The organism is Yoonia sp. F2084L, from assembly GCF_023015625.1.
Taxonomy (GTDB): domain Bacteria; phylum Pseudomonadota; class Alphaproteobacteria; order Rhodobacterales; family Rhodobacteraceae; genus Yoonia.
The window spans coordinates 133,533-151,274 of sequence record NZ_JALKAH010000001.1; the positions used below are offsets into that span (position 1 = coordinate 133,533).

16 protein-coding genes and 1 tRNA gene are annotated in these 17,742 nt (G+C 56.7%); 11 read left to right on the forward strand and 6 right to left on the reverse strand.

Going from position 1 to position 17,742, the window contains the following annotated elements; translation table 11 throughout:
- Positions 1-3: 3 nt before the first annotated feature.
- The 7 genes from MWU60_RS00570 to MWU60_RS00600 all read left to right on the forward strand — a co-directional run bounded on the left by MWU60_RS00570 (position 4) and on the right by MWU60_RS00600 (position 6,646).
- Positions 4-636 (forward strand): hypothetical protein, encoded by a 633-nt coding sequence (locus tag MWU60_RS00570; protein WP_247225098.1) that lies wholly within the window; start codon positions 4-6, stop codon positions 634-636.
- A 59-nt stretch (positions 637-695) separates the two neighbouring features.
- The gene (locus MWU60_RS00575) at positions 696-1,829 is read left to right on the forward strand and encodes a carboxylate-amine ligase (RefSeq protein ID WP_247225099.1); all 1,134 of its coding nucleotides are present in this window, start codon (positions 696-698) and stop codon (positions 1,827-1,829) included.
- Positions 1,830-1,837: 8 nt separating this feature from the next.
- Complete coding sequence (locus tag MWU60_RS00580; RefSeq protein WP_247225100.1) at positions 1,838-2,476, forward strand: TIGR02466 family protein; 639 nt, start codon at positions 1,838-1,840, stop codon at positions 2,474-2,476.
- 73 nt (positions 2,477-2,549) lie between these two features.
- Entirely contained in the window at positions 2,550-3,404 is an 855-nt protein-coding gene (locus tag MWU60_RS00585) for a universal stress protein (RefSeq protein WP_247225101.1), read from the forward strand.
- A 156-nt stretch (positions 3,405-3,560) separates the two neighbouring features.
- Positions 3,561-4,532, forward strand: coding sequence for a tripartite tricarboxylate transporter substrate binding protein (locus tag MWU60_RS00590; protein WP_247225102.1), 972 nt, complete (start codon positions 3,561-3,563; stop codon positions 4,530-4,532).
- A 55-nt stretch (positions 4,533-4,587) separates the two neighbouring features.
- Positions 4,588-5,091 (forward strand): tripartite tricarboxylate transporter TctB family protein, encoded by a 504-nt coding sequence (locus MWU60_RS00595; protein ID WP_247225103.1) that lies wholly within the window; start codon positions 4,588-4,590, stop codon positions 5,089-5,091.
- A gap of 37 nt (positions 5,092-5,128) precedes the next feature.
- Positions 5,129-6,646, forward strand: coding sequence for a tripartite tricarboxylate transporter permease (locus MWU60_RS00600; RefSeq protein WP_247225104.1), 1,518 nt, complete (start codon positions 5,129-5,131; stop codon positions 6,644-6,646).
- Positions 6,647-6,684: 38 nt separating this feature from the next.
- Here MWU60_RS00600 and MWU60_RS00605 read toward each other — a convergent pair whose 3' ends face one another.
- The 3 genes from MWU60_RS00605 to lipB form a co-directional block, all read right to left on the reverse strand.
- On the reverse strand, positions 6,685-7,662 hold the full coding sequence (locus MWU60_RS00605; protein WP_247225105.1) for a 2-dehydropantoate 2-reductase: 978 nt from the start codon (positions 7,660-7,662) through the stop codon (positions 6,685-6,687).
- Positions 7,659-9,200, reverse strand: coding sequence for an acyl--CoA ligase (locus MWU60_RS00610; RefSeq protein ID WP_247225106.1), 1,542 nt, complete (start codon positions 9,198-9,200; stop codon positions 7,659-7,661). Before MWU60_RS00610 ends, MWU60_RS00605 begins: the two co-directional genes overlap by 4 nt.
- Positions 9,201-9,328: 128 nt before the next feature.
- Positions 9,329-9,985, reverse strand: a complete 657-nt coding sequence (gene lipB, locus MWU60_RS00615) for a lipoyl(octanoyl) transferase LipB (RefSeq protein WP_247225107.1) — start codon at positions 9,983-9,985, stop codon at positions 9,329-9,331.
- A 106-nt stretch (positions 9,986-10,091) separates the two neighbouring features.
- Between lipB and MWU60_RS00620 the strand changes: the two genes are divergently transcribed.
- Positions 10,092-10,178 (forward strand) — tRNA-Leu (locus MWU60_RS00620).
- 19 nt (positions 10,179-10,197) lie between these two features.
- Here the strand turns inward: MWU60_RS00620 and MWU60_RS00625 are convergent.
- Positions 10,198-10,740, reverse strand: coding sequence for a pseudouridine synthase (locus tag MWU60_RS00625; protein ID WP_247225108.1), 543 nt, complete (start codon positions 10,738-10,740; stop codon positions 10,198-10,200).
- Between the two features lie 246 nt (positions 10,741-10,986).
- Between MWU60_RS00625 and MWU60_RS00630 the strand changes: the two genes are divergently transcribed.
- The 3 genes from MWU60_RS00630 to MWU60_RS00640 all read left to right on the forward strand — a co-directional run bounded on the left by MWU60_RS00630 (position 10,987) and on the right by MWU60_RS00640 (position 14,943).
- Positions 10,987-12,159: a type III PLP-dependent enzyme gene (locus tag MWU60_RS00630; RefSeq protein ID WP_247225109.1), complete on the forward strand. Its 1,173-nt coding sequence runs from the start codon at positions 10,987-10,989 to the stop codon at positions 12,157-12,159.
- 124 nt (positions 12,160-12,283) lie between these two features.
- Entirely contained in the window at positions 12,284-13,564 is a 1,281-nt protein-coding gene (locus MWU60_RS00635) for a DUF3422 domain-containing protein (RefSeq protein WP_247225110.1), read from the forward strand.
- A 65-nt stretch (positions 13,565-13,629) separates the two neighbouring features.
- Positions 13,630-14,943, forward strand: coding sequence for a cytochrome c peroxidase (locus MWU60_RS00640; RefSeq protein ID WP_247225111.1), 1,314 nt, complete (start codon positions 13,630-13,632; stop codon positions 14,941-14,943).
- Here the strand turns inward: MWU60_RS00640 and MWU60_RS00645 are convergent.
- Positions 14,940-16,373 carry a CRTAC1 family protein gene (locus MWU60_RS00645; RefSeq protein ID WP_247226132.1) on the reverse strand — a complete coding sequence of 478 codons (1,434 nt, stop codon included), beginning with the start codon at positions 16,371-16,373 and terminating at the stop codon, positions 14,940-14,942. The genes MWU60_RS00640 and MWU60_RS00645 overlap by 4 nt on opposite strands.
- A gap of 29 nt (positions 16,374-16,402) precedes the next feature.
- On the reverse strand, positions 16,403-17,668 hold the full coding sequence (locus MWU60_RS00650; RefSeq protein ID WP_247225112.1) for an ROK family protein: 1,266 nt from the start codon (positions 17,666-17,668) through the stop codon (positions 16,403-16,405).
- Positions 17,669-17,742: the final 74 nt, after the last annotated feature.

A 17,742-nucleotide genomic window follows, 5' to 3' on the forward strand; every position in this document is an offset into this window, starting at 1 on the left:
GCAATGGCAGATACAATACCCGTACCGCGCGTCCTTTGGCTGCTACAATCTGCCTGCCTGTGCATTGTCGTGTTGGGCCTTGGGCATCTGCAACTGACGACGCTGGCTGATACGATCGGCTTTTCCAGTAACCGCGACTTTTACTATGAAACCCTGCACCCGATACGCGCCATGATCCGTTTGGTGCTTTTGGTTGTGGGACTGGTCGGCGTCGCCGTTTGCATGGTGCTGTTGGCACGGCATGGGCGCAAGCCAGTATTGCGCGCCACTTTGGTCATCTCTGGTATCTGCGCGGCCTGTGTCCTTGCTAGTTTTCTGTTGTTGGCCATCGCCATGGGTTTCGCGTTGATACGCGGCGAAGTGGGGCTGATCGAGCTATCGTTGACGATCGCCTTTCTTGTACCGCCGCTGTTGAGCACGATGGACGCCATTCGCTTGTTCCGGGGCATGAGTGGCCCACAAAACCTGCGGTTGTCGGTTGTGACGATTGCTTTGCTTGGGGTGCAGGCGGTCTTTCTGCTTCAAGACGGTATGCGGGCCTTTTTTCCAACATTGATGGTCTCTTGCGCTGCCGTGACCCTTGGCATCGTTGTGTGGCAGTTGGCCCGGCGACCGTTTGCCAAACACGTCCACTGACAGTTCTTCTCGCCGAAACACGAAACGCGCGCTAACCTGAAGCGACAAGGAGGAAACAGATGGCAGGATCACCGCCCCCGTTTACGATTGGCATCGAAGAAGAATACCTGCTGGTTGATCAGCAGACCTATGCGCTGGCACATGCGCCCGACGCCCTGATTGACGCCTGCAAGAAAGACCTTGCCGGAAAGGTCAGCCCTGAATTCCTGCAGTGTCAGATTGAGATCGGCACGGGAGTCTGTCACACCATCGGCGAAGCCCGCGACGACCTTGCCCATCTGCGCCGCACAGTGGCCCGTCATGCCGCCAATTACGGGCTGGCCCCGATCGCTGCCTCTTGCCATCCATTTGCTGACTGGAAAGATCAGCACCACACCGACAAGGAACGCTACAACAAACTGCGCCGCGACCTTGCCGGGGTCGCACGGCGCATGCTGATTTGCGGGATGCATGTGCATGTGGGTATCCCTGATGAGGAGATGCGGATAAGTTTAGTTAACCAACTCAAATACTTCCTGCCTCATCTTCATGCACTTTCGACATCTTCGCCCTATTGGCAGGGTGACGATACCGGGATGAATTCCTACCGCCTTACAGTCTTTGATAACCTGCCGCGCACTGGCCTGCCGCCATACATGAAAGACTGGGCGCAGTTTTCGTCTACAGTGGACACGCTCATTGATTTGGAGTTGATCGAGGACGCCTCGAAGATCTGGTGGGATCTACGTCCTTCATCCAAATTCCCAACGATTGAATCGCGGATTTGCGATGTGGCCCCACGGATGGAAGTGACGCTTACGCTGGCCGCCTTGACGCAATGCCTGACCCGGATGCTGTGGCGTAAGTCATTGGAAGGCGACGGCTGGCGCGTGGTGCAGAATTTCATGGTTGGTGAAAACCGCTGGCGGGCGCAGCGCTATGGGGTGTCAGAGGGGTTGATCGACTTTGGACGCAAGTCGCTGATCCCTTTCTCGCAGGCGGTGGATGAAATTCTTGAGCTGGTCGCGGAGGACGCCAAAGCGCTCGATTGCGTGAAAGAGGTAGAGGCGGCGCGTGATATTCTGGCGACCGGTACCAGTTCTGACCAACAGCGCGGCGTGCATGCAGCAGCACGCAAGGCTGGCGCGAGCGACAAAGACGCACTTAAGGCCGTGGTAGCTTCGCTTGTTGCTGATTTCGAGGCTGATCTGTGATGGACACGATGTTTGAGACAACTAAAACCGAAACGCTCTTTGCCACCCCGTTTGCGCGTATCAAAGTGGCGGATCACGATATTCTGGACGCGGAACTGCTTGCTGAAGGCGCACGGATGCGGGCCGCCAGCGAAGGGGTGCAGAAATCCAATCGCGGTGGCTGGCATTCCCAAGGCAACATATTCGACAACCCCGCAGAGTGTATCCAGCATTTACGCGCCGCCGCGCAGGCCGCAATTTTCGATCTGACACGGCAAGTGACCAAGCGGGTTGATCCGGCTGACCTGCAGATGAAGCTAAGCGGTTGGATGAACGCCAACCCGCAAGGTGGGTTCAATGCACCACACACGCACCCCGGCGCGCATTGGTCGGGGGTTTATTATGTCTCTCAACCGGACGTTGCCGATGGTACCTCTGGCATGATCGAATTTCTGGACCCGCGCACCGACCTGCCCAATTGGCGTATTCTGCGCGCGAACACGTTTCGCCCCAAACGCAAGATCAGACCAGCGGCGGGCGAGATCATTTTGTTCCCATCGTATCTTGTGCATTGGGTTTATCCGAATGAAACGGACGACGAACGGGTGACGGTTGCGTTCAATGCTACGTTTCGCAAGAAACGCAGCGCGCGGAAGAAAGCATCTTGAAATGCACTAATTAACAAGTAGCGGCGTTTGAAAATTGGCGGCCGGTCTGGTTGAAAAAGAAGGAAACCTATCTATGCTCAGTAAGATAATTGTCCCGGTACGCGGTGATGGCATGGTCGAAACGGTGCTTGGGCACGCAGTGGCACTCGCCAAACATCACAACGCACACATCGTGGTCGCCCATTGTCGGGCAAGAACCGAAGACCTGATGCCTTACAGCCGGGCACTGCCAAGTTTTGCGCGTGATACGATGGTTGAACAGGCGCGCGAACTTGCCGATCAACAGGAACAGGCTGTGCGCGAGCAGTTGCATGATCTGGCGCAGTCGCTTGAGCTTATGGTAACCGACACACCTTCACAGGGCACTGCCTCTATCGAGTTTGTGGAAGAATACGGAATGATGGCCGATGTGATCAAACGCAGGGGCAGGCTCGCCGATCTTGTTGTGGTCGCCAAGCCGGATCGCGATCGCAACCTTGGTGTCAATTCACTGAAATCTGCGCTGTTTCGCGCAGGACGTCCGGTTTTGATGTGTCCGCCAAAAAGTGAAGCACCGGATGGCTTCGGAGGCCGCATGACTATCGCGTGGAACGGGTCTTTGGAAGCGTCGCGCGCTGTTGCAATGACCTTGGGGATCGCCCAAGCGGCGCAGTCTGTCACCATCCTTTCAGGTGGCAAGGGCGAGCCGCAAGGTGCGCCTGCAGAAGAGCTGGTTGCGTATTACAGTCTTCGTGGAATCACGGCTGAAATTCATCGGTTTGAGACGCGGACCCCAGCGGAATCCTTGTTGAGCATCACAACGGAACTTGGTGCGAATTTGCTTGTTATGGGGGCCTACGGCCAAAACCATGAACGCGAAACATTGTTCGGCGGCAATACGCAAGTCGTTGTAGACAAGGCGGAAATCCCGGTCATTTTAGTACACTAGGGTATTCATTGGCTGGTTAACAAAGTATTACTTGAAAAGCTTTTTGAACAAGATATCTCTTAAGTGATTTGAGCGAGTTTATTTTTTTGAGGTGCATTTTGCGGTTGTGTCAGCACCGTTGACTCTATTGCTCGGATCCATAATGGGAGAACTTTAATGAAACTAACGAAACGTTCGCTTCTCGGCCTTGTCGGCGCCTCATTTCTTGCAACAACACCGATGCAAGCCCTTGCGCAAGACTGGCAACCAACCAAACCAATTGACTTTGTGATTATGGCCGGCGCTGGTGGTGGTGCTGACCAGATTGCGCGATTTATTCAGGCAGTCGCAGAGCAGCAAGATCTGACCAACCGCCCTCTGGTGCCCAACAACAAAGGTGGCGGCTCAGGTGCCGAGGCGTTGATCCACGTCAGTACCGCCAGTGATCCTGACCACACAATCCTTGTGACATTGAACTCGTTTTTCACGACACCACTGCGTCAGGAAAACCTGGGTATCGACATCCAAACCTTTACGCCGGTTGCGATGATGGGCGTCGATCCGTTTGTACTTTGGGTGCACAAAGACAGTGGCATCACTACATTTGAAGAGTACATCAGTAAGGTCCAAGAGATGGATGGCGAATATGTCATGGGCGGCACGGGTGCCGGTCAGGAAGACAGCATCGTTATCGCCTACCTTTCGGGCGCTTATGACCTTGATATCAAGTATATCCCTTATGATGGTGGCGGCGCTGTTGCCAAGGACCTTGCCGGTCAGCAGATCATGGCAACCGTGAATAACCCAGCTGAAGCCAAAGGTTTCTATGAAGCTGGTGACTTTGTCCCGCTTCTGGCGTTTTCCGATGAGCGTATGCCAGCATATCCAGATGTGCCCACGTTGAAAGAAAAGGGCCATGACTTTTCATACTACAACCAGCGCGCCGTTGTTGGTGCGCCGGGTATGTCTGATGAGGCAGCCGCTTACTATCAGGATCTTTTCACAACGATCTACGAAAGCGAAGAATGGCAGGGTTACCTGACATCCGAAAGCCTTTCACCATTGTGGATGAATGCCGATGAGCAGCGCGACTACTGGGCGTTGCAGGTTGAAAACCACATGGAACTGCTTGCCGCACTCGGCGAGTAAGAAGACTTAAGGCACGATTGTCACACCCTATGTGTCGATCAAGAAGGAGAGCCAGATGCGTGTTGGCGAAATAGTAACCGCCGGATTTCTGGCTCTTCTTTCAATCTACCTGATGTGGAAAAGCGCCGAGCTTCCCATTGGTTATATCTCGGGAACGGGGCCGGGCGGGGGCGCATGGCCTTTCTGGCTTTCCGCTATCATGCTGATCAGCTGTGGCTGTATCGCGTTTAACTGGTGGCGTGGCACCAGCCCCGCTTCGCAGTCTGATGAACCTGTTCTTGACAGCCATGGCTGGCGGTCCTTGATCTTTGTAGGTGGGGGCATCATCGGTTTTGTGGCACTTGTTAGTGTCATCTCGATGTACGGCGCGATTGCTGTCTTCTTGTTTTACTATACGTGGTTTCTGGGGCGGCATAGTTTGTTGCTCAGCCTTTCGATGGCGTTGATCACGCCCGTCGCACTGTTCTTTTTCTTTGAGGGTGCGATGCGGATCACGATGCCAACTGGCATGTCGTTCACCGACCCGGTGTTCAACTTCCTCTATGATATCATCTACTGAGGTGCTGGCGCGCCGTTCCTAAAGAAAGTCCCTGACGATGGAAGTCCTTTCTCTACTTGGCGATGGTATGATCCTGTCGCTTCAGCCTTTGAACCTTATGATGATCCTGATCGGGGTCACTGTCGGGCTGTTCATTGGTGCGATGCCGGGGCTGGGGTCCGTCAATGGTGTGGCAATCCTGCTGCCGGTGACCTTTCTGGTGCCGCCCGGATCAGCGATCATCTTTCTTGCGGCAATTTATTATGGGGCGATGTACGGCGGTGCGGTGTCTTCCATCACCTTGGGCATACCGGGCGCATCGACGGCTGTTGCGACCACCTTTGACGGCAGACCGTTGGCGAAAAAAGGGCGGGCAAGCCTGGCGCTTGTAACGGCTGCACTTGCGTCTTTTGTTGGTGGTACGATTGCCAACGTGCTGTTCACACTCTTTGCACCGCTTCTTGCATCGGTGGCGCTGTCTTTTGGTCCGCCCGAGGTTTTTGCCCTGATGCTGCTCGCCTTTGCGACTTTCGTGGGCTTGGGTGGCGACGACATTCCCAAAACAGTTTTCTCCATTTGTCTGGGCTTGGTATTGGGTGCGGTTGGGTTTGATCAGATATCAGGTGCGCCCCGGCTGGTGCTGTTCGACTACAACGGCTTCTTACAAGGCATTGGTTTCCTCGTGCTGGCCATCGGGGTTTATGGCATCGGAGAGATGCTTTGGACCATTGACCAAACCCGCGGTGACGTGACTGCGACGACACCCAAGATGACGGTCAAAGGCATGGCGTCTGATACCAAAGAAGCAGCAAAAAAGGGCTGGAAGGGCACGATGATCGGATCGTTCCTTGGGTTCTTTGTCGGCATCCTGCCCGCAGCCGGGGCAACACCCGGATCGTTGATGTCTTACGGCGTGGCCAAGATGGTGTCACGCAAGCCTGACGAATTCGGCAAAGGATCCGTGGATGGGGTCGCGGCACCCGAGGCTGCCAATAACTCGGCCTCCACAGGGTCGATGCTGCCTATGCTGACGCTTGGTATTCCGGGTTCGCCCACTACAGCTATCTTGTTGGGCGGCATGGTGATTTGGGGGCTGGTGCCGGGGCCGCGGTTATTTGTGGATGAGCAAGAGTTCGTCTGGGGCTTGATCGGATCATTCTACATTTCAAACGTGGCGGCTTTGCTGATCAATCTGGCCTTTATTCCCGTGTTTATCTGGATGTTGCGGATGCCCTTCACCATTCTGGCACCAATGATTTTTGTCTTGTCGATTGTGGGTGGCTTTGCTGCGACGCGCGATATGTTTGATATCTGGCTTATGGTCGGTTTTGGTCTTGGTGCGTTCTTCCTGCGCAAGTTTGACTACCCCCTCGCACCTGCGGTTCTCGCGATTGTGCTTGGGCCGATTGCCGAACCCACGCTGCGTCAGTCTTTGTTGCTGTCCTCGGGTGATCCGTCGATCTTTTTCACCCGGCCCGTTGCGGGACCGATCACGATTGTCGCGTTGATTCTGATCTTTTTGCCAGCCATCAAAATGCTGCGTCGCATGCGCAACAAAAGCAAAAAGCCCGCGTAAAGACGCGGGCTTTTGAAGTTCCTCTAAGGCTGCGTCGGTTACCCGTAAAGGCCTGCAACTTTCCCGCGCAACTGGATCAATGCCAGCACGGTATCAATGGTGGGGGTAGGGGTGTTCGTCACCCGACCCAGCTCTTGCACGGACCCAACCAAAGCGTCGATTTCCATGGGACGATTGGCGTCAAGGTCTTGCAACATTGATGTGCGATGCGCACCGACATCCGCACCGCCTTGAATGCGGCGATCCACATCAATCGGAAATTTGACGCCCAGTTTTTCGGCGATGGTCTGCGCTTCAAGCATCATGTTGCGGGCCACCTCACGCGTGCCCGGCTCGGTGCACAGCACATCAAGCGTTGCGTGCGTCAGCGCCGAGATCGGGTTGAAAGACAGGTTTCCCCAAAGTTTGACCCAAATCTCATCACGGATCTTGGGGCGCACCGGCGCTTTCAAACCAGCCGCACTCAGCGCCTTTGACAGCGCCATCGCGCGTTCGGACTTTTCACCTGATGGCTCACCCAGTGAAAAGCGGTTGCCTTCTATGTGTTTGATGACGCCCGGTTCAATCACTTCAGCGGCGGGATAGACCACGCAGCCCAGCACATTGTCAGGTCCAAAGCCGTCCCATTGGGCATTGCCGGGATCGACGCTGGCAAGCCGCGTGCCTTCCAAATCGCCACCAACCTTGTGGAAATACCACCAAGGGACACCGTTCACACCGGAAACGATTGTGGTGTTTGGGCCAATCAGCGGTTTCATCTTGTCAACGACCGGAGGCACTGAATGCGCCTTCAGTGTCACGATGACATAGTCCTGAGGACCCAGATCAGCGGAATTATCTGACACTGTGACGGGAACCGTCTTTGAGACACCCTCTTCAATGAGCGTCAGGCCATTCTCTTGCATTGCCGCCAGATGCGGCCCGCGGGCGACAAGGCTGACATCAGCACCAGCCTCGGCCAGTTTTGCACCCATATAGCCGCCGATTGCGCCTGCACCAAAGATACAAATCTTCATGATGCGGCCGTATCAACAAGGCCCAGCTTTTCGGCAAGACCGATCCGCTGCATCTTGCCTGTCGCCCCTTTTGGGATTTCATCCAGAATGATCACCTTGCGCGGTACCTTGAAATCCGCCAGCCGCTCTGATGCGAAATTTCTGATGTCGCGATCTGTCACCTCTTCGCCTTCGCGCAGCACGACAGCGGCGGCCACCTCTTCGCCCAGTTTGGGATGTGGCAACGCGAATGTCACAACCTGCGCAATTGCGGGGTGGGCCGAAAGGACACCATCAACCTCCAGCGGGCTAACTTTTTCGCCGCCCCGGTTGATGATCTCTTTCAACCGCCCTGTCAGCGTCAGGTAGCCGTCATCATCAAACGTGCCTTGATCGCCAGTCCGGAACCAGCGTTTGCCATCAACCTCAAAGAAATTCTTGGCATTGGCGTCTGGGTTGTTTTCATAGCCGGGTGTCACATTGGGGCCGGATATCACGACCTCTCCTATGTCGCTGTTGCCGACCAGATTAGGCTCAACCTCATGCGCGATACGCACCTCGGGGCCCGCAGGCACACCCACCGCGCCCGGTTTTTGCAACCCGGGTTTGAGGGGGTTTGAACACATCTGATGTGCGGCTTCCGTCATGCCGTAGCCTTCGATGACAGGCACGCCAAAAGTTTCAAACAGTTTTTCCATCACCGGTCCGGGCAGTGAGGCGGAAGAAGAGCGCAAGAAACGCAGTCGCGCGCCTTCAATCACGTCCGCATTGCGTCCAGCGCGCGACAAGATCGCCTGATGCATGGTCGGAACGGCCGTATACCAGGTTGGATCGGCATCGCGCATCCATCCAAAGAACCGCAGCGCATCAAATCCGGGTGCGCACCAAACCTGTCCACCAGTTGCAAGCGTGGCTGAGACAGCGGCCAAAAGACCGTGGATGTGAAACAGCGGCATCACATTCATGCAACGATCATCCGCTGTTAGGTCAAGCGATGTCGCAATGTTCTGCGCCGATGCGGCAACATTGGATTGGAGCAATGGCACGATCTTGGGGCGCGATGTTGTGCCTGATGTGTGCAGGATCAAGGCCACGTCACCCGCGTCAGGTGCGCTCTGATCGCAGCTTGCTGTGCTGTCGGTATGCAGGGTGAACCGGCCCGCAGGCTGCGCTGGGTCGGTCTTTAGTCGCAATACGGTCACGCCAAGTTTTTCGGCTGCGGCACTTGCCGGACCGTCGTCGCCATCCATCAGGACAACAGCTTTGGCTTTCAAATCGTCAATATAAAATGCGAACTCATCTTCGCGGTAAGCCGGGTTCAAAGGTGCTGTCACCGCTGTCTGTGCAATTGTGATAAAGGCCGTCGCCATCTCGGGGCCGTTTGGCAGCACGATCGCGACCCGATCACCACGTCCGACGCCCGCGCTGTGCAGTGATGCAGCCACAGTTTCGGCAAGCGTCCGCAGGTCGCCATAGCTAAGCCAACCCCGGTCCGGCGCGCCAATTGCATTTGCGGTACTTGGGTGGTTTGCCAACAATCCTTTGAGAGTATCTGACACTTCAATTCTCCAATTAATCTAGTGAAGCAAACGTAGCGTAAATACACCCGGTTTCAACGCATTATGAAAGGGCGCACGAGAGGTTCTTTGTCGAAAGAGCGTTAGCCGTTTTGCGCAAGCGGCGTTAATCAGGCTTGACCGTCAAAATACGCATCAAACGACGCCTTCAGCGCGACATCCAGATCGTCCATTGTCACGGGCAGCCCCAGATCGACCAACGATGTCACCCCATGTTCACGGATACCGCAAGGGACGATCCCGTCAAAATGGCTCAGGTCTGGTTCGACGTTGATCGACAGCCCATGAAATGACACCCATTTGCGCAGGCGGATGCCGAGGGCCGCGATCTTATCCTCGGCCTGCGATCCGTCGGGATTGAGGGGTTTGTCAGGGCGCCCGACCCAGACACCCACACGACCTTCGCGGATTTCGCCTTTAACGTTGAAGCGGTCCAGCGTCGCAATCACCCAGTTCTCAAGATCTTTGACGAACTGGCGCACATCATGGCCGCGCTTGCCGACATCAAGCATCACATAAGCCACCCGCTGCCCCGGTCCGTGGTACGTATATTCGCCGCCACGGCGGGCCTCATAGACAGGAAAGCGGTCGGCATCGACAAGGTCTTCGGGTTTGGCCGAGGTGCCCGCAGTATAAAGCGGCGGATGTTCCAGCAGCCAGATACATTCATCTGCCGTGCCATCAACGATGCCCGCAACGCGGCTTTCCATGAAGGACAACGCCTCTTCATAGTCGGTCAGCCCATTGGTTGTGATCCATTCCACCATTGTGCTTGCGTACCCTTGCGCCGGGGCGATGAAAAGGGGGGTGATTTCCCTCTTGGCATCGCAAATGCCCTCGTCTATGAGTGCCGCACTTACCAGCCTTGGACAAGCGGTCGTGGCGGAATTGGTAGACGCGCAGCGTTGAGGTCGCTGTGAGGTAACACTCGTGGGGGTTCGAGTCCCCCCGACCGCACCAGAATTCCAGGCGATAGAGGTCAGGCCGAAATCCAAGCGCCGCTCTCTACCCCATCTAGCGTCCAGCTTCCCACACGCCACCGGACCAGCCGCAATGTCGGAAACCCGATATGTGCTGTCATGCGCCGCACTTGCCTGTTTCGCCCTTCGCTGATCGTGATCTCGATCCATGTATCTGGCACTGATTTGCGGAAACGCACCGGGGGATCACGCTCCCACAAATCTGGCGGCTCAATCGGCCGGACCTTTGCAGGGCGGGTGGGGCCGTCCTTCAGCGTTACCCCATCGCGCAGCGGTTGGAGCTCTGCGTCTGTCGGTGCGCCTTCAACCTGCACTAGATAGGTTTTGCTCATCTTGTTTTTGGGGTCTGCTATGCGGCCCTGCAACTTGCCATCGTCCGTCAAGACCAGCAACCCCTCGCTGTCGCGGTCCAGACGACCGGCGGGGTAGACGTCTGGTACATCAATGAAAGCCGACAGCGTCGGACGCGGTGTCGGGCTTTTGGCATCTGTGAACTGTGACAGAACACCGAAAGGTTTGTTGAAGAGGATTACGCGCGTCATGTGTCTGCCTAACCTGAGTTATGCAGTTTCGTCCACGCTGTTATGAAAAAGTCATCGTATGCATTTTGCATCTTGCAACGAATCCAAAACAGGCGCTTATGCGCAATTATAGACGCCAACGCACGCGCCTCTGGCCGGTGAAAAGTCAACGCACACGTGTTTACGTAGCGACGGTAACGTCTCCCTTGGAACTGAGCGGTCTTTGGTGGGACATCCCATTATGGCCGGGTCTTTTGGAGATGACCCATGACACTACATTTCGCGCCCGATGTGGCGTTCCCTGTTGCTGATCCGTATGCGCGCCTGAACAGCTTTATTGCGAACCGTCAATTTGACCGGCCAACACTGGTGATGGACCTTGACCGTGTTGCCTGCCAGTACCGGGCGCTCAAGGCAGGTCTGGGCCGGGCGGACATTCACTATGCAGTCAAGGCGAACCCCGCACGCCAGATCATCGCACGGCTGGTTGACCTCGGCTCGCATTTTGATGCGGCGTCAAAAGCCGAAATCGCGCTGTGTCTTGAAGAAGGGGCCGAACCCGCAGACATATCCTTTGGCAATACCGTCAAACGCGCCAGTGATATCGCATGGGCTTACGGGCAAGGTATCCGCTTGTTTGCAGCGGATGCAGAGGAAGAACTGCAAAAGATCGCGGCCAACGCGCCGGGGTCGTCCATCTATATTCGCCTGATTGTGGAACTGTCGCAGGCCGACTGGCCATTGTCGCGCAAGTTTGGGTGTGACCGGGCGATGGCACTGTCTTTGCTGGACCAGGCCCGCGCGCTGGGCTTGAACCCGGTTGGTTTTTCGTTCCATGTCGGATCGCAAACCCGCCAAGCGGCGATGTGGGCACCCACGCTTGATGTCTTTGCCGAGGTTTGGGCTGCGGCCAATGCAGCAGGTCATCAACTGTGTTTGCTGAACATCGGCGGCGGTTTCCCTGCCTTCTACGGCGAAGAAATCGCCGCCCCGGCAGAGTATGCAGCCCAAGTTATGGCGCTGGTCGATGCCCGTTTTCCAGGCGCCATGACAGTGATGGCCGAACCCGGACGTGGCATGGTTGCCGAAGCCGGACTGATTGTCGCTGAAGTGATGCTGGTCAGCCGTAAATCCGAACGTGACCTGCACCGTTGGGTCTATCTGGATATCGGTCGCTTTTCCGGACTGGCGGAAACCGAGGGCGAGGCGATCCGGTACCAATTTCAGACCGCACGCGATGCGGACCCGGTGGGGCCGTGTATTCTGGCTGGACCAAGCTGCGACAGCGCGGATGTGTTGTATGAAAAGCGACCTGTCTTGATGCCACTGACCTTAAAGGCAGGCGACCGGGTTTTGATCCGCAACACCGGTGCTTACACATCGACGTATTCTTCGGTTTGTTTTAACGGATTTCCTCCGCTTGATGTTGTGATCCTCTGATCTTGGCGCTGGCGTGCGGTATACGACTGTACGCCAGTAACCTATTATTATTATTCATGTTTTTGTTTACTCCCGCCGAAACGCCGCTAAGTTACTGAGCGAAGCAGTAACAAAGGCCTAGGCTATGCCGCCCATCACTGATCATCCACTGCGCTATGCCATGGCGAATGAACTGCACGCCCGGCCGTTCCCGGCGGTCGATGCACCAAGCCGCGCCGCCTATCTTGCGATTAAGCCTGCCAGTAATGCCGCTGGTCGCGACCGCGATGCGGATCGCACGCATCTGATTGATTTACTTGACCGTTTTGGCGCACAGCACCCGCAACCCGACGCGACGCATTACTTTGGCAAGATTGGCAAACATCATATTAAATGGGAAAGCCACACAGAATTTGTGACCTACACGATCTTTGGCGAAGGATTGGCGGAACGTCCTTTTGATGCTGCCACCTTTGGTGTTTTTCCCGAAGACTGGTTAGAGGCGGCCCCTGGCACGCGTGTGACGTCGGCCTTAATCCGCATCGAGGTGGCGGACGGCGATGACGGCATCATCGAAAAGGCGCGCGAATGGTTTGTGCCTGAAAGCCTGGCCATCAGTCGGGTTGTGGGTAACGACCTTGTCGTCGCGGGTGATTTTCGGATTGATCCGGCGGGCCATATGCGGTTTGCGGTTTTTGCGCGCCCGCATGTGGGTAATCGCCGGGTGGGCCGCGTTGTGCAGCGCCTGTGCGAGATCGAAACTTATAAGGCGATGTCGATGCTTGGGCTTAGTCGCGTCCGCGAGTTGGGTCCCAAACTGGGCGAATTTGACCGACAGTTGACCAGCCTTCTGGAGGATATGCGCGGCTCTGACGCTGACCCGGCCAAGGTTTTGCAATCGCTTCTTGAGGTCTCTGCCGAGATTGAGAATACGCTCGCCCAATCGTCATTTCGTTTTGGTGCAACAGGGGCTTACGAGACGATCGTCAACCAACGGATTGATGTTTTGCGTGAAGATCGTTTTGCCGGACGGCAAACATTCGGTGAATTCATGATGCGCCGTTTTGATCCGGCCATGCGCACCGTGAAGTCAACGCAACAACGGCTACAGGCTATGTCGGATCGTGCCTTGCGCGCGGGCGATCTGCTGCGGACACGTGTTGATGTCGAACGCTCTGCACAAAACCAGGAACTGCTCACCAGCATGGATAAGCGAGCCGACTTGCAACTGCGGTTGCAGCGCACGGTTGAGGGGTTGTCGGTTGTCGCAATCAGCTACTATGCCGTCAATCTGGTGCTGAATATGACCGGGCCGCTCGAAGAGTCCTTTGGCCTCAGCAAGGCGATGATGGCTGCGGTGGCGACCCCAGTTGTGCTGGGGCTGGTCTGGTTTATGGTCAACCGCATTCGCAAAAAGATGGAGTGATCTGCCGCACTTGTGCGCCGACCGATCCATGCTAACCATTCAGCGGTGAAACAAGCAGGTGAGTGATGCGGATTTTCTTGGGGTCAGTCTTGGTGATCATGGCGGCTGCGGCATGGGCCGACAATTTGCCCGCCCCATTGACCGATGCGCATTTCGCGCCTGTCGATGAGGCCGAGGCGCGGCTGGGCCAGCTGTTGTTTTATGATCCGATCTTGTCGGGTAACCGCAATGTCTCATGCGGGACCTGCCACCATCCGGCCTTTGGCACCAGCGATGGTCTGTCGCTGGGGATCGGGGACGGTGGTATCGGGCTGGGTCCTGATCGCGTGGCTGATCCTGAAAACATGCCTGAACAACGTATTCCACGCAACGCGCCCGCGCTGTTCAATCTTGGTGCGCAGGAATTCACCGTGCTTTTCCACGATGGCCGCATCGAGGTTGATCCTGACCGCCCCGGTGGTCTGCGCACGCCGCTTGATGCGGATATGGTGGATGGCTTCGCATCGCTCTTGTCGGCACAAACGATGTTTCCGGTGCTCAGCCCTGACGAAATGGCCGGACACTACAGCGAGAATGATGTCGCTCAAGCAGTACGGCGCGGCGTGATCACCGGGAAAGGGGGCGCGTGGGACACTATTGCGCGCCGCGTTGGTGACGTTCCCACCTATGCAACCGAATTCGCGGCCGTTTATGACCATATTGATGCGCCCGAACAGATTACGTTTGCCGATATCTCCAACGCGATTGCAGCGTTTATGGAATTCGAGTGGCGCTCAGATAATGCGCCATTCGATGCCGTCCTGCGCGGTGAGGCCGCCTTGCCAGAACCCGCCGCGACCGGCATGGCCGTGTTCTATGGCGACGCAGGCTGTGCGGCTTGCCACAGTGGGCCGTTTCTGACGGATCACAGCTTTCACGCGATGGGCGCCCCCCAAATTGGCCCCGGCAAAGCGGCCCGCTTTGAAAACCATGCCCGTGATGAAGGGCGGTTTCGGGTAACGGGCAATGCGGATGATCTTTATGCGTTTCGCACCCCGTCACTGCGCAATGTTGCGTTGACGGGCCCTTATGGTCATGCGGGCGCACACAGCGATCTGCGCAGTTTTGTTGCCGCACATCTTTATCCTGTGACGGGGCTGGACAGCTATGATCTAAGTCAGGCGGTTTTGCCCGATTTGCCGGTTGATGATGCGCGCGGATTGGATGACCGTGCAGCGATTGCCACTGCGGTACGCTATGAGCCGCGCAACATTTCCGATGCGCAAGTCACTGCTTTGATTGCATTTTTAGATGCATTGACGGACCCAGCAGCAATTGAGGGGCGTTTAGGCATCCCCGATGCGGTCCCAAGCGGTCTGCCGATAGACCGCCCACGCTAGCGGTTGATGTTCAAAACGCCATTCGCGGCACCTTGATGCGTTGTCACTGTGCCGTCGGGCCAAGTCACCTGCACGCGCGCCTCTGTTGCGTCACCCAGACCGAAATGCAGTGGCAAGGCCTTGCCACCCGCGTGCCCGCCTCCGACGGTCAGTTGCTGGCTTTGCCGGATATCACCCGCCACGACCACCACCGTCGCGCCAACCGCGTTCACGTTGCCACCGGGTTGGTTAAGTGCCACCGCCAACCAGTTGCCCGTATCCGGGCTGATGTTGCGATAAAGCTCCATCGGTGCGCGGCGATTCATCACCACCAGATCAAGCCGTCCGTCGCCGTCGAAATCCGCCAGTGCAGCACCACGTGAGCGGTCCTTGGTGGCAATACCCGCCGTCGCTGCCGTTTCGCGAAATGTGCCGTCGGCGTTTTGCATCAACAGGTTATTGGGGTCTTTGATGGCAAGGCCGGGCATCTGGTCGACATTACCCTTGGCGATGAAAAGATCGGCCCGTCCATCGTTGTCGACATCCGCAAACTCCGCATGCCATCCGGTCGAAGGGCGACCATCGTCGCCGGTATGCGGACGCTGCGCATAGGTGCCTATGGTGAAAGGGGCGGCGGCATAGGTGCCGTCGTCGCCTGCGATCTGCATCAGTTGATCACCCATCGACGTCAGCATCACCTCATCCCGGCCATCGCCTGTCAGATCACGGCTGGCGATGCCCATGCCCCAAAGCGAGACAGTCTCCCAGCCATCCTCGGCCCCAAGGAAACGCTGCTCCGCGATATCCCACATCTGCTCATACCCACCGCGCACATAGTAGTGGCGGTCGTTGGAAATACGTAAGGTCGGGCGACCGCGTGCATCGTTGGCGGCAAGCATGGAAAGGGGACAGAAGCCGGGGGTAAGCGGCGTTTGGACATAGTCGCCGTCACCGGGCCAAAGCAGGTAATTGTCATCGCAAGCACCAAACGGCCCTTCGGGATCGTCCCGATCGACATAGTTGCCAATCGCCATAACGATGCGGTCGTCCGTATCCCACCATGCCGAAAACGCTGTCGTCCAATCGTCATTTGGAGGGAGTTCGCGGTCGCGTGTAAACTGGCAGTTGCCGTCGCCCATCATTATTTGGTTTTGGCCCACGCGCATGACGAAAAGATCAAGCGCGCCATCTGCGTTGATGTCCAATGGGTAGGCGCCCGTCACACCTGTCATTTCAGCAATCGGGGCCGCGCTGAACTGAAAGTTGCCTTGGTTTACGAGTAGTTTCGCAGGGTTTTCACCGCCTGCCGCGAACATATCAGGCAAAGCATCCCCGTTGCAATCAAACACGGCAACGCCACCGCCGACGAAATGTTCCCAACCGCCGCCATAGATGTGTTCGGGCAATCCCGATGAGCGATCCTCAAACAGTGGATCAGCCGCGACAGGCATTGCTGCAAACAGGCAAAACAGGGTGCGTATCACGCGCGCGCCTCACCCAATGCATCGTCGGTCACGGCGGCGAGTGCGAGTGCGGTCGCACCCCGCGCCCAGATCATGTCGCCCCATGCGTGAATTTCGACCTTACAGGGGGTGCGCCCATCGCTCAGGGTCAGTTTCTGCATCTCCGCCAGAACCTCTTCGGCATAAAGATAGTCATACTGCATGCGCGCGCCTGACAGGATGATCAGACCAGGATCAAAAAGCTGGACAACATTGGACAGGCCCACGGACAGATACCGCCCGGCGCGGCGAAAGATCGTGCGCGCGGCTTCATTGCCGGATTTAGCCTGGGCAAAAAGATCATCCAGCATCGCTTTTGGACTTTGCAGGTTGCGTGGATTGCGGTGCAGGGCGGTCGCGGCTTCGCGGGCCAATGCATAATCGGCCAAATACGCCTCAAGACAGCCACGTTGACCGCATCGGCAAAGCGCGCCATCAAGCTGCACCTTGGTGTGTCCGACCTCCAGCCCCATGCCGCGCGCGCCCCGGAACAGCCGGTTATCAAGCACAAGACCCATGCCCACACCGTTTTCGATCGTGACAACGGCAAAGTCAGAAATCGACCGTCCCGCTCCGAACCAAAGTTCTGCAAGTGTCAGCACATTGGTGTCATTGTCGACATGCACCGGTACGCCGAAGCGTTCAACGAATGCGCGGCGCAAATCAACGTCAGGCTCTGCCATCAAGGGGGACCACGGCACCGTGCCGCTGTTGTGGTCAATGATGCCCGACATACCGATGCCAACGGCCGAGATATCGGGGAGCGTCTTTTGCCCATCGGTCAGTACAAGGTCTATCAGACCGCTAATTTCATCGAGCAACGCATCAACCGTTTTGCGCATCGGTGCGGAAGGCAGGGTGGCATTGGCCAGGATATGACCGGCGAAGTCGGTCAGCACAGCTGAGTGGGTGTCATCTGAAAGCTTGATGCCGATGACATAGCGGGCCTCCGGGACGACCTCCAAAGCGACGGGCGGGCGGCCCCGGCCTGCTTCGCGCGGCAGACCTTCAACCTCGCGTAAAAGACCTGCGCTAATCAGGTCAGCCGTCAGTGTTGTCGCGGAACCAGCGCTGATCCCCAGTGCGCGGGTGACATCAGCGCGCGCGGCACGGCCCGATGCGCGGACATGCTCAAACACTTGTTGGCGCAAAGGCTTGCTGTCAGAGGTATCCGTCAGCAACAATGGACCGCAGCCAGATGCGGCCTCTGATTCGTTACTTTCTGGTTCAATGACGTCATACATAGTTTAAGCCTTGAAGTAATTGGGCTGGCGAAATCACCAGATAATCCCGATATTTCTAGACTGCCCAATAAATT

Bases quoted from the DNA above. Each gene is read 5' to 3' on its own strand.
- MWU60_RS00605 (WP_247225105.1), bottom strand. From the start codon at position 7,662: ATGAAGATTTGTATCTTTGGTGCAGGCGCAATCGGCGGCTATATGGGT.
- MWU60_RS00635 (WP_247225110.1), top strand. From the start codon at position 12,284: ATGCCGCCCATCACTGATCATCCACTGCGCTATGCCATGGCGAATGAA.
- lipB (WP_247225107.1), bottom strand. From the start codon at position 9,985: ATGGTGGAATGGATCACAACCAATGGGCTGACCGACTATGAAGAGGCG.
- MWU60_RS00595 (WP_247225103.1), top strand. From the start codon at position 4,588: ATGCGTGTTGGCGAAATAGTAACCGCCGGATTTCTGGCTCTTCTTTCA.
- MWU60_RS00585 (WP_247225101.1), top strand. From the start codon at position 2,550: ATGCTCAGTAAGATAATTGTCCCGGTACGCGGTGATGGCATGGTCGAA.
- MWU60_RS00645 (WP_247226132.1), bottom strand. From the start codon at position 16,373: ATGCCTGTCGCGGCTGATCCACTGTTTGAGGATCGCTCATCGGGATTG.
- MWU60_RS00640 (WP_247225111.1), top strand. From the start codon at position 13,630: ATGCGGATTTTCTTGGGGTCAGTCTTGGTGATCATGGCGGCTGCGGCA.
- MWU60_RS00625 (WP_247225108.1), bottom strand. From the start codon at position 10,740: ATGACGCGCGTAATCCTCTTCAACAAACCTTTCGGTGTTCTGTCACAG.
- MWU60_RS00650 (WP_247225112.1), bottom strand. From the start codon at position 17,668: ATGTATGACGTCATTGAACCAGAAAGTAACGAATCAGAGGCCGCATCT.
- MWU60_RS00590 (WP_247225102.1), top strand. From the start codon at position 3,561: ATGAAACTAACGAAACGTTCGCTTCTCGGCCTTGTCGGCGCCTCATTT.
- MWU60_RS00580 (WP_247225100.1), top strand. From the start codon at position 1,838: ATGTTTGAGACAACTAAAACCGAAACGCTCTTTGCCACCCCGTTTGCG.
- MWU60_RS00570 (WP_247225098.1), top strand. From the start codon at position 4: ATGGCAGATACAATACCCGTACCGCGCGTCCTTTGGCTGCTACAATCT.
- MWU60_RS00600 (WP_247225104.1), top strand. From the start codon at position 5,129: ATGGAAGTCCTTTCTCTACTTGGCGATGGTATGATCCTGTCGCTTCAG.
- MWU60_RS00575 (WP_247225099.1), top strand. From the start codon at position 696: ATGGCAGGATCACCGCCCCCGTTTACGATTGGCATCGAAGAAGAATAC.
- MWU60_RS00630 (WP_247225109.1), top strand. From the start codon at position 10,987: ATGACACTACATTTCGCGCCCGATGTGGCGTTCCCTGTTGCTGATCCG.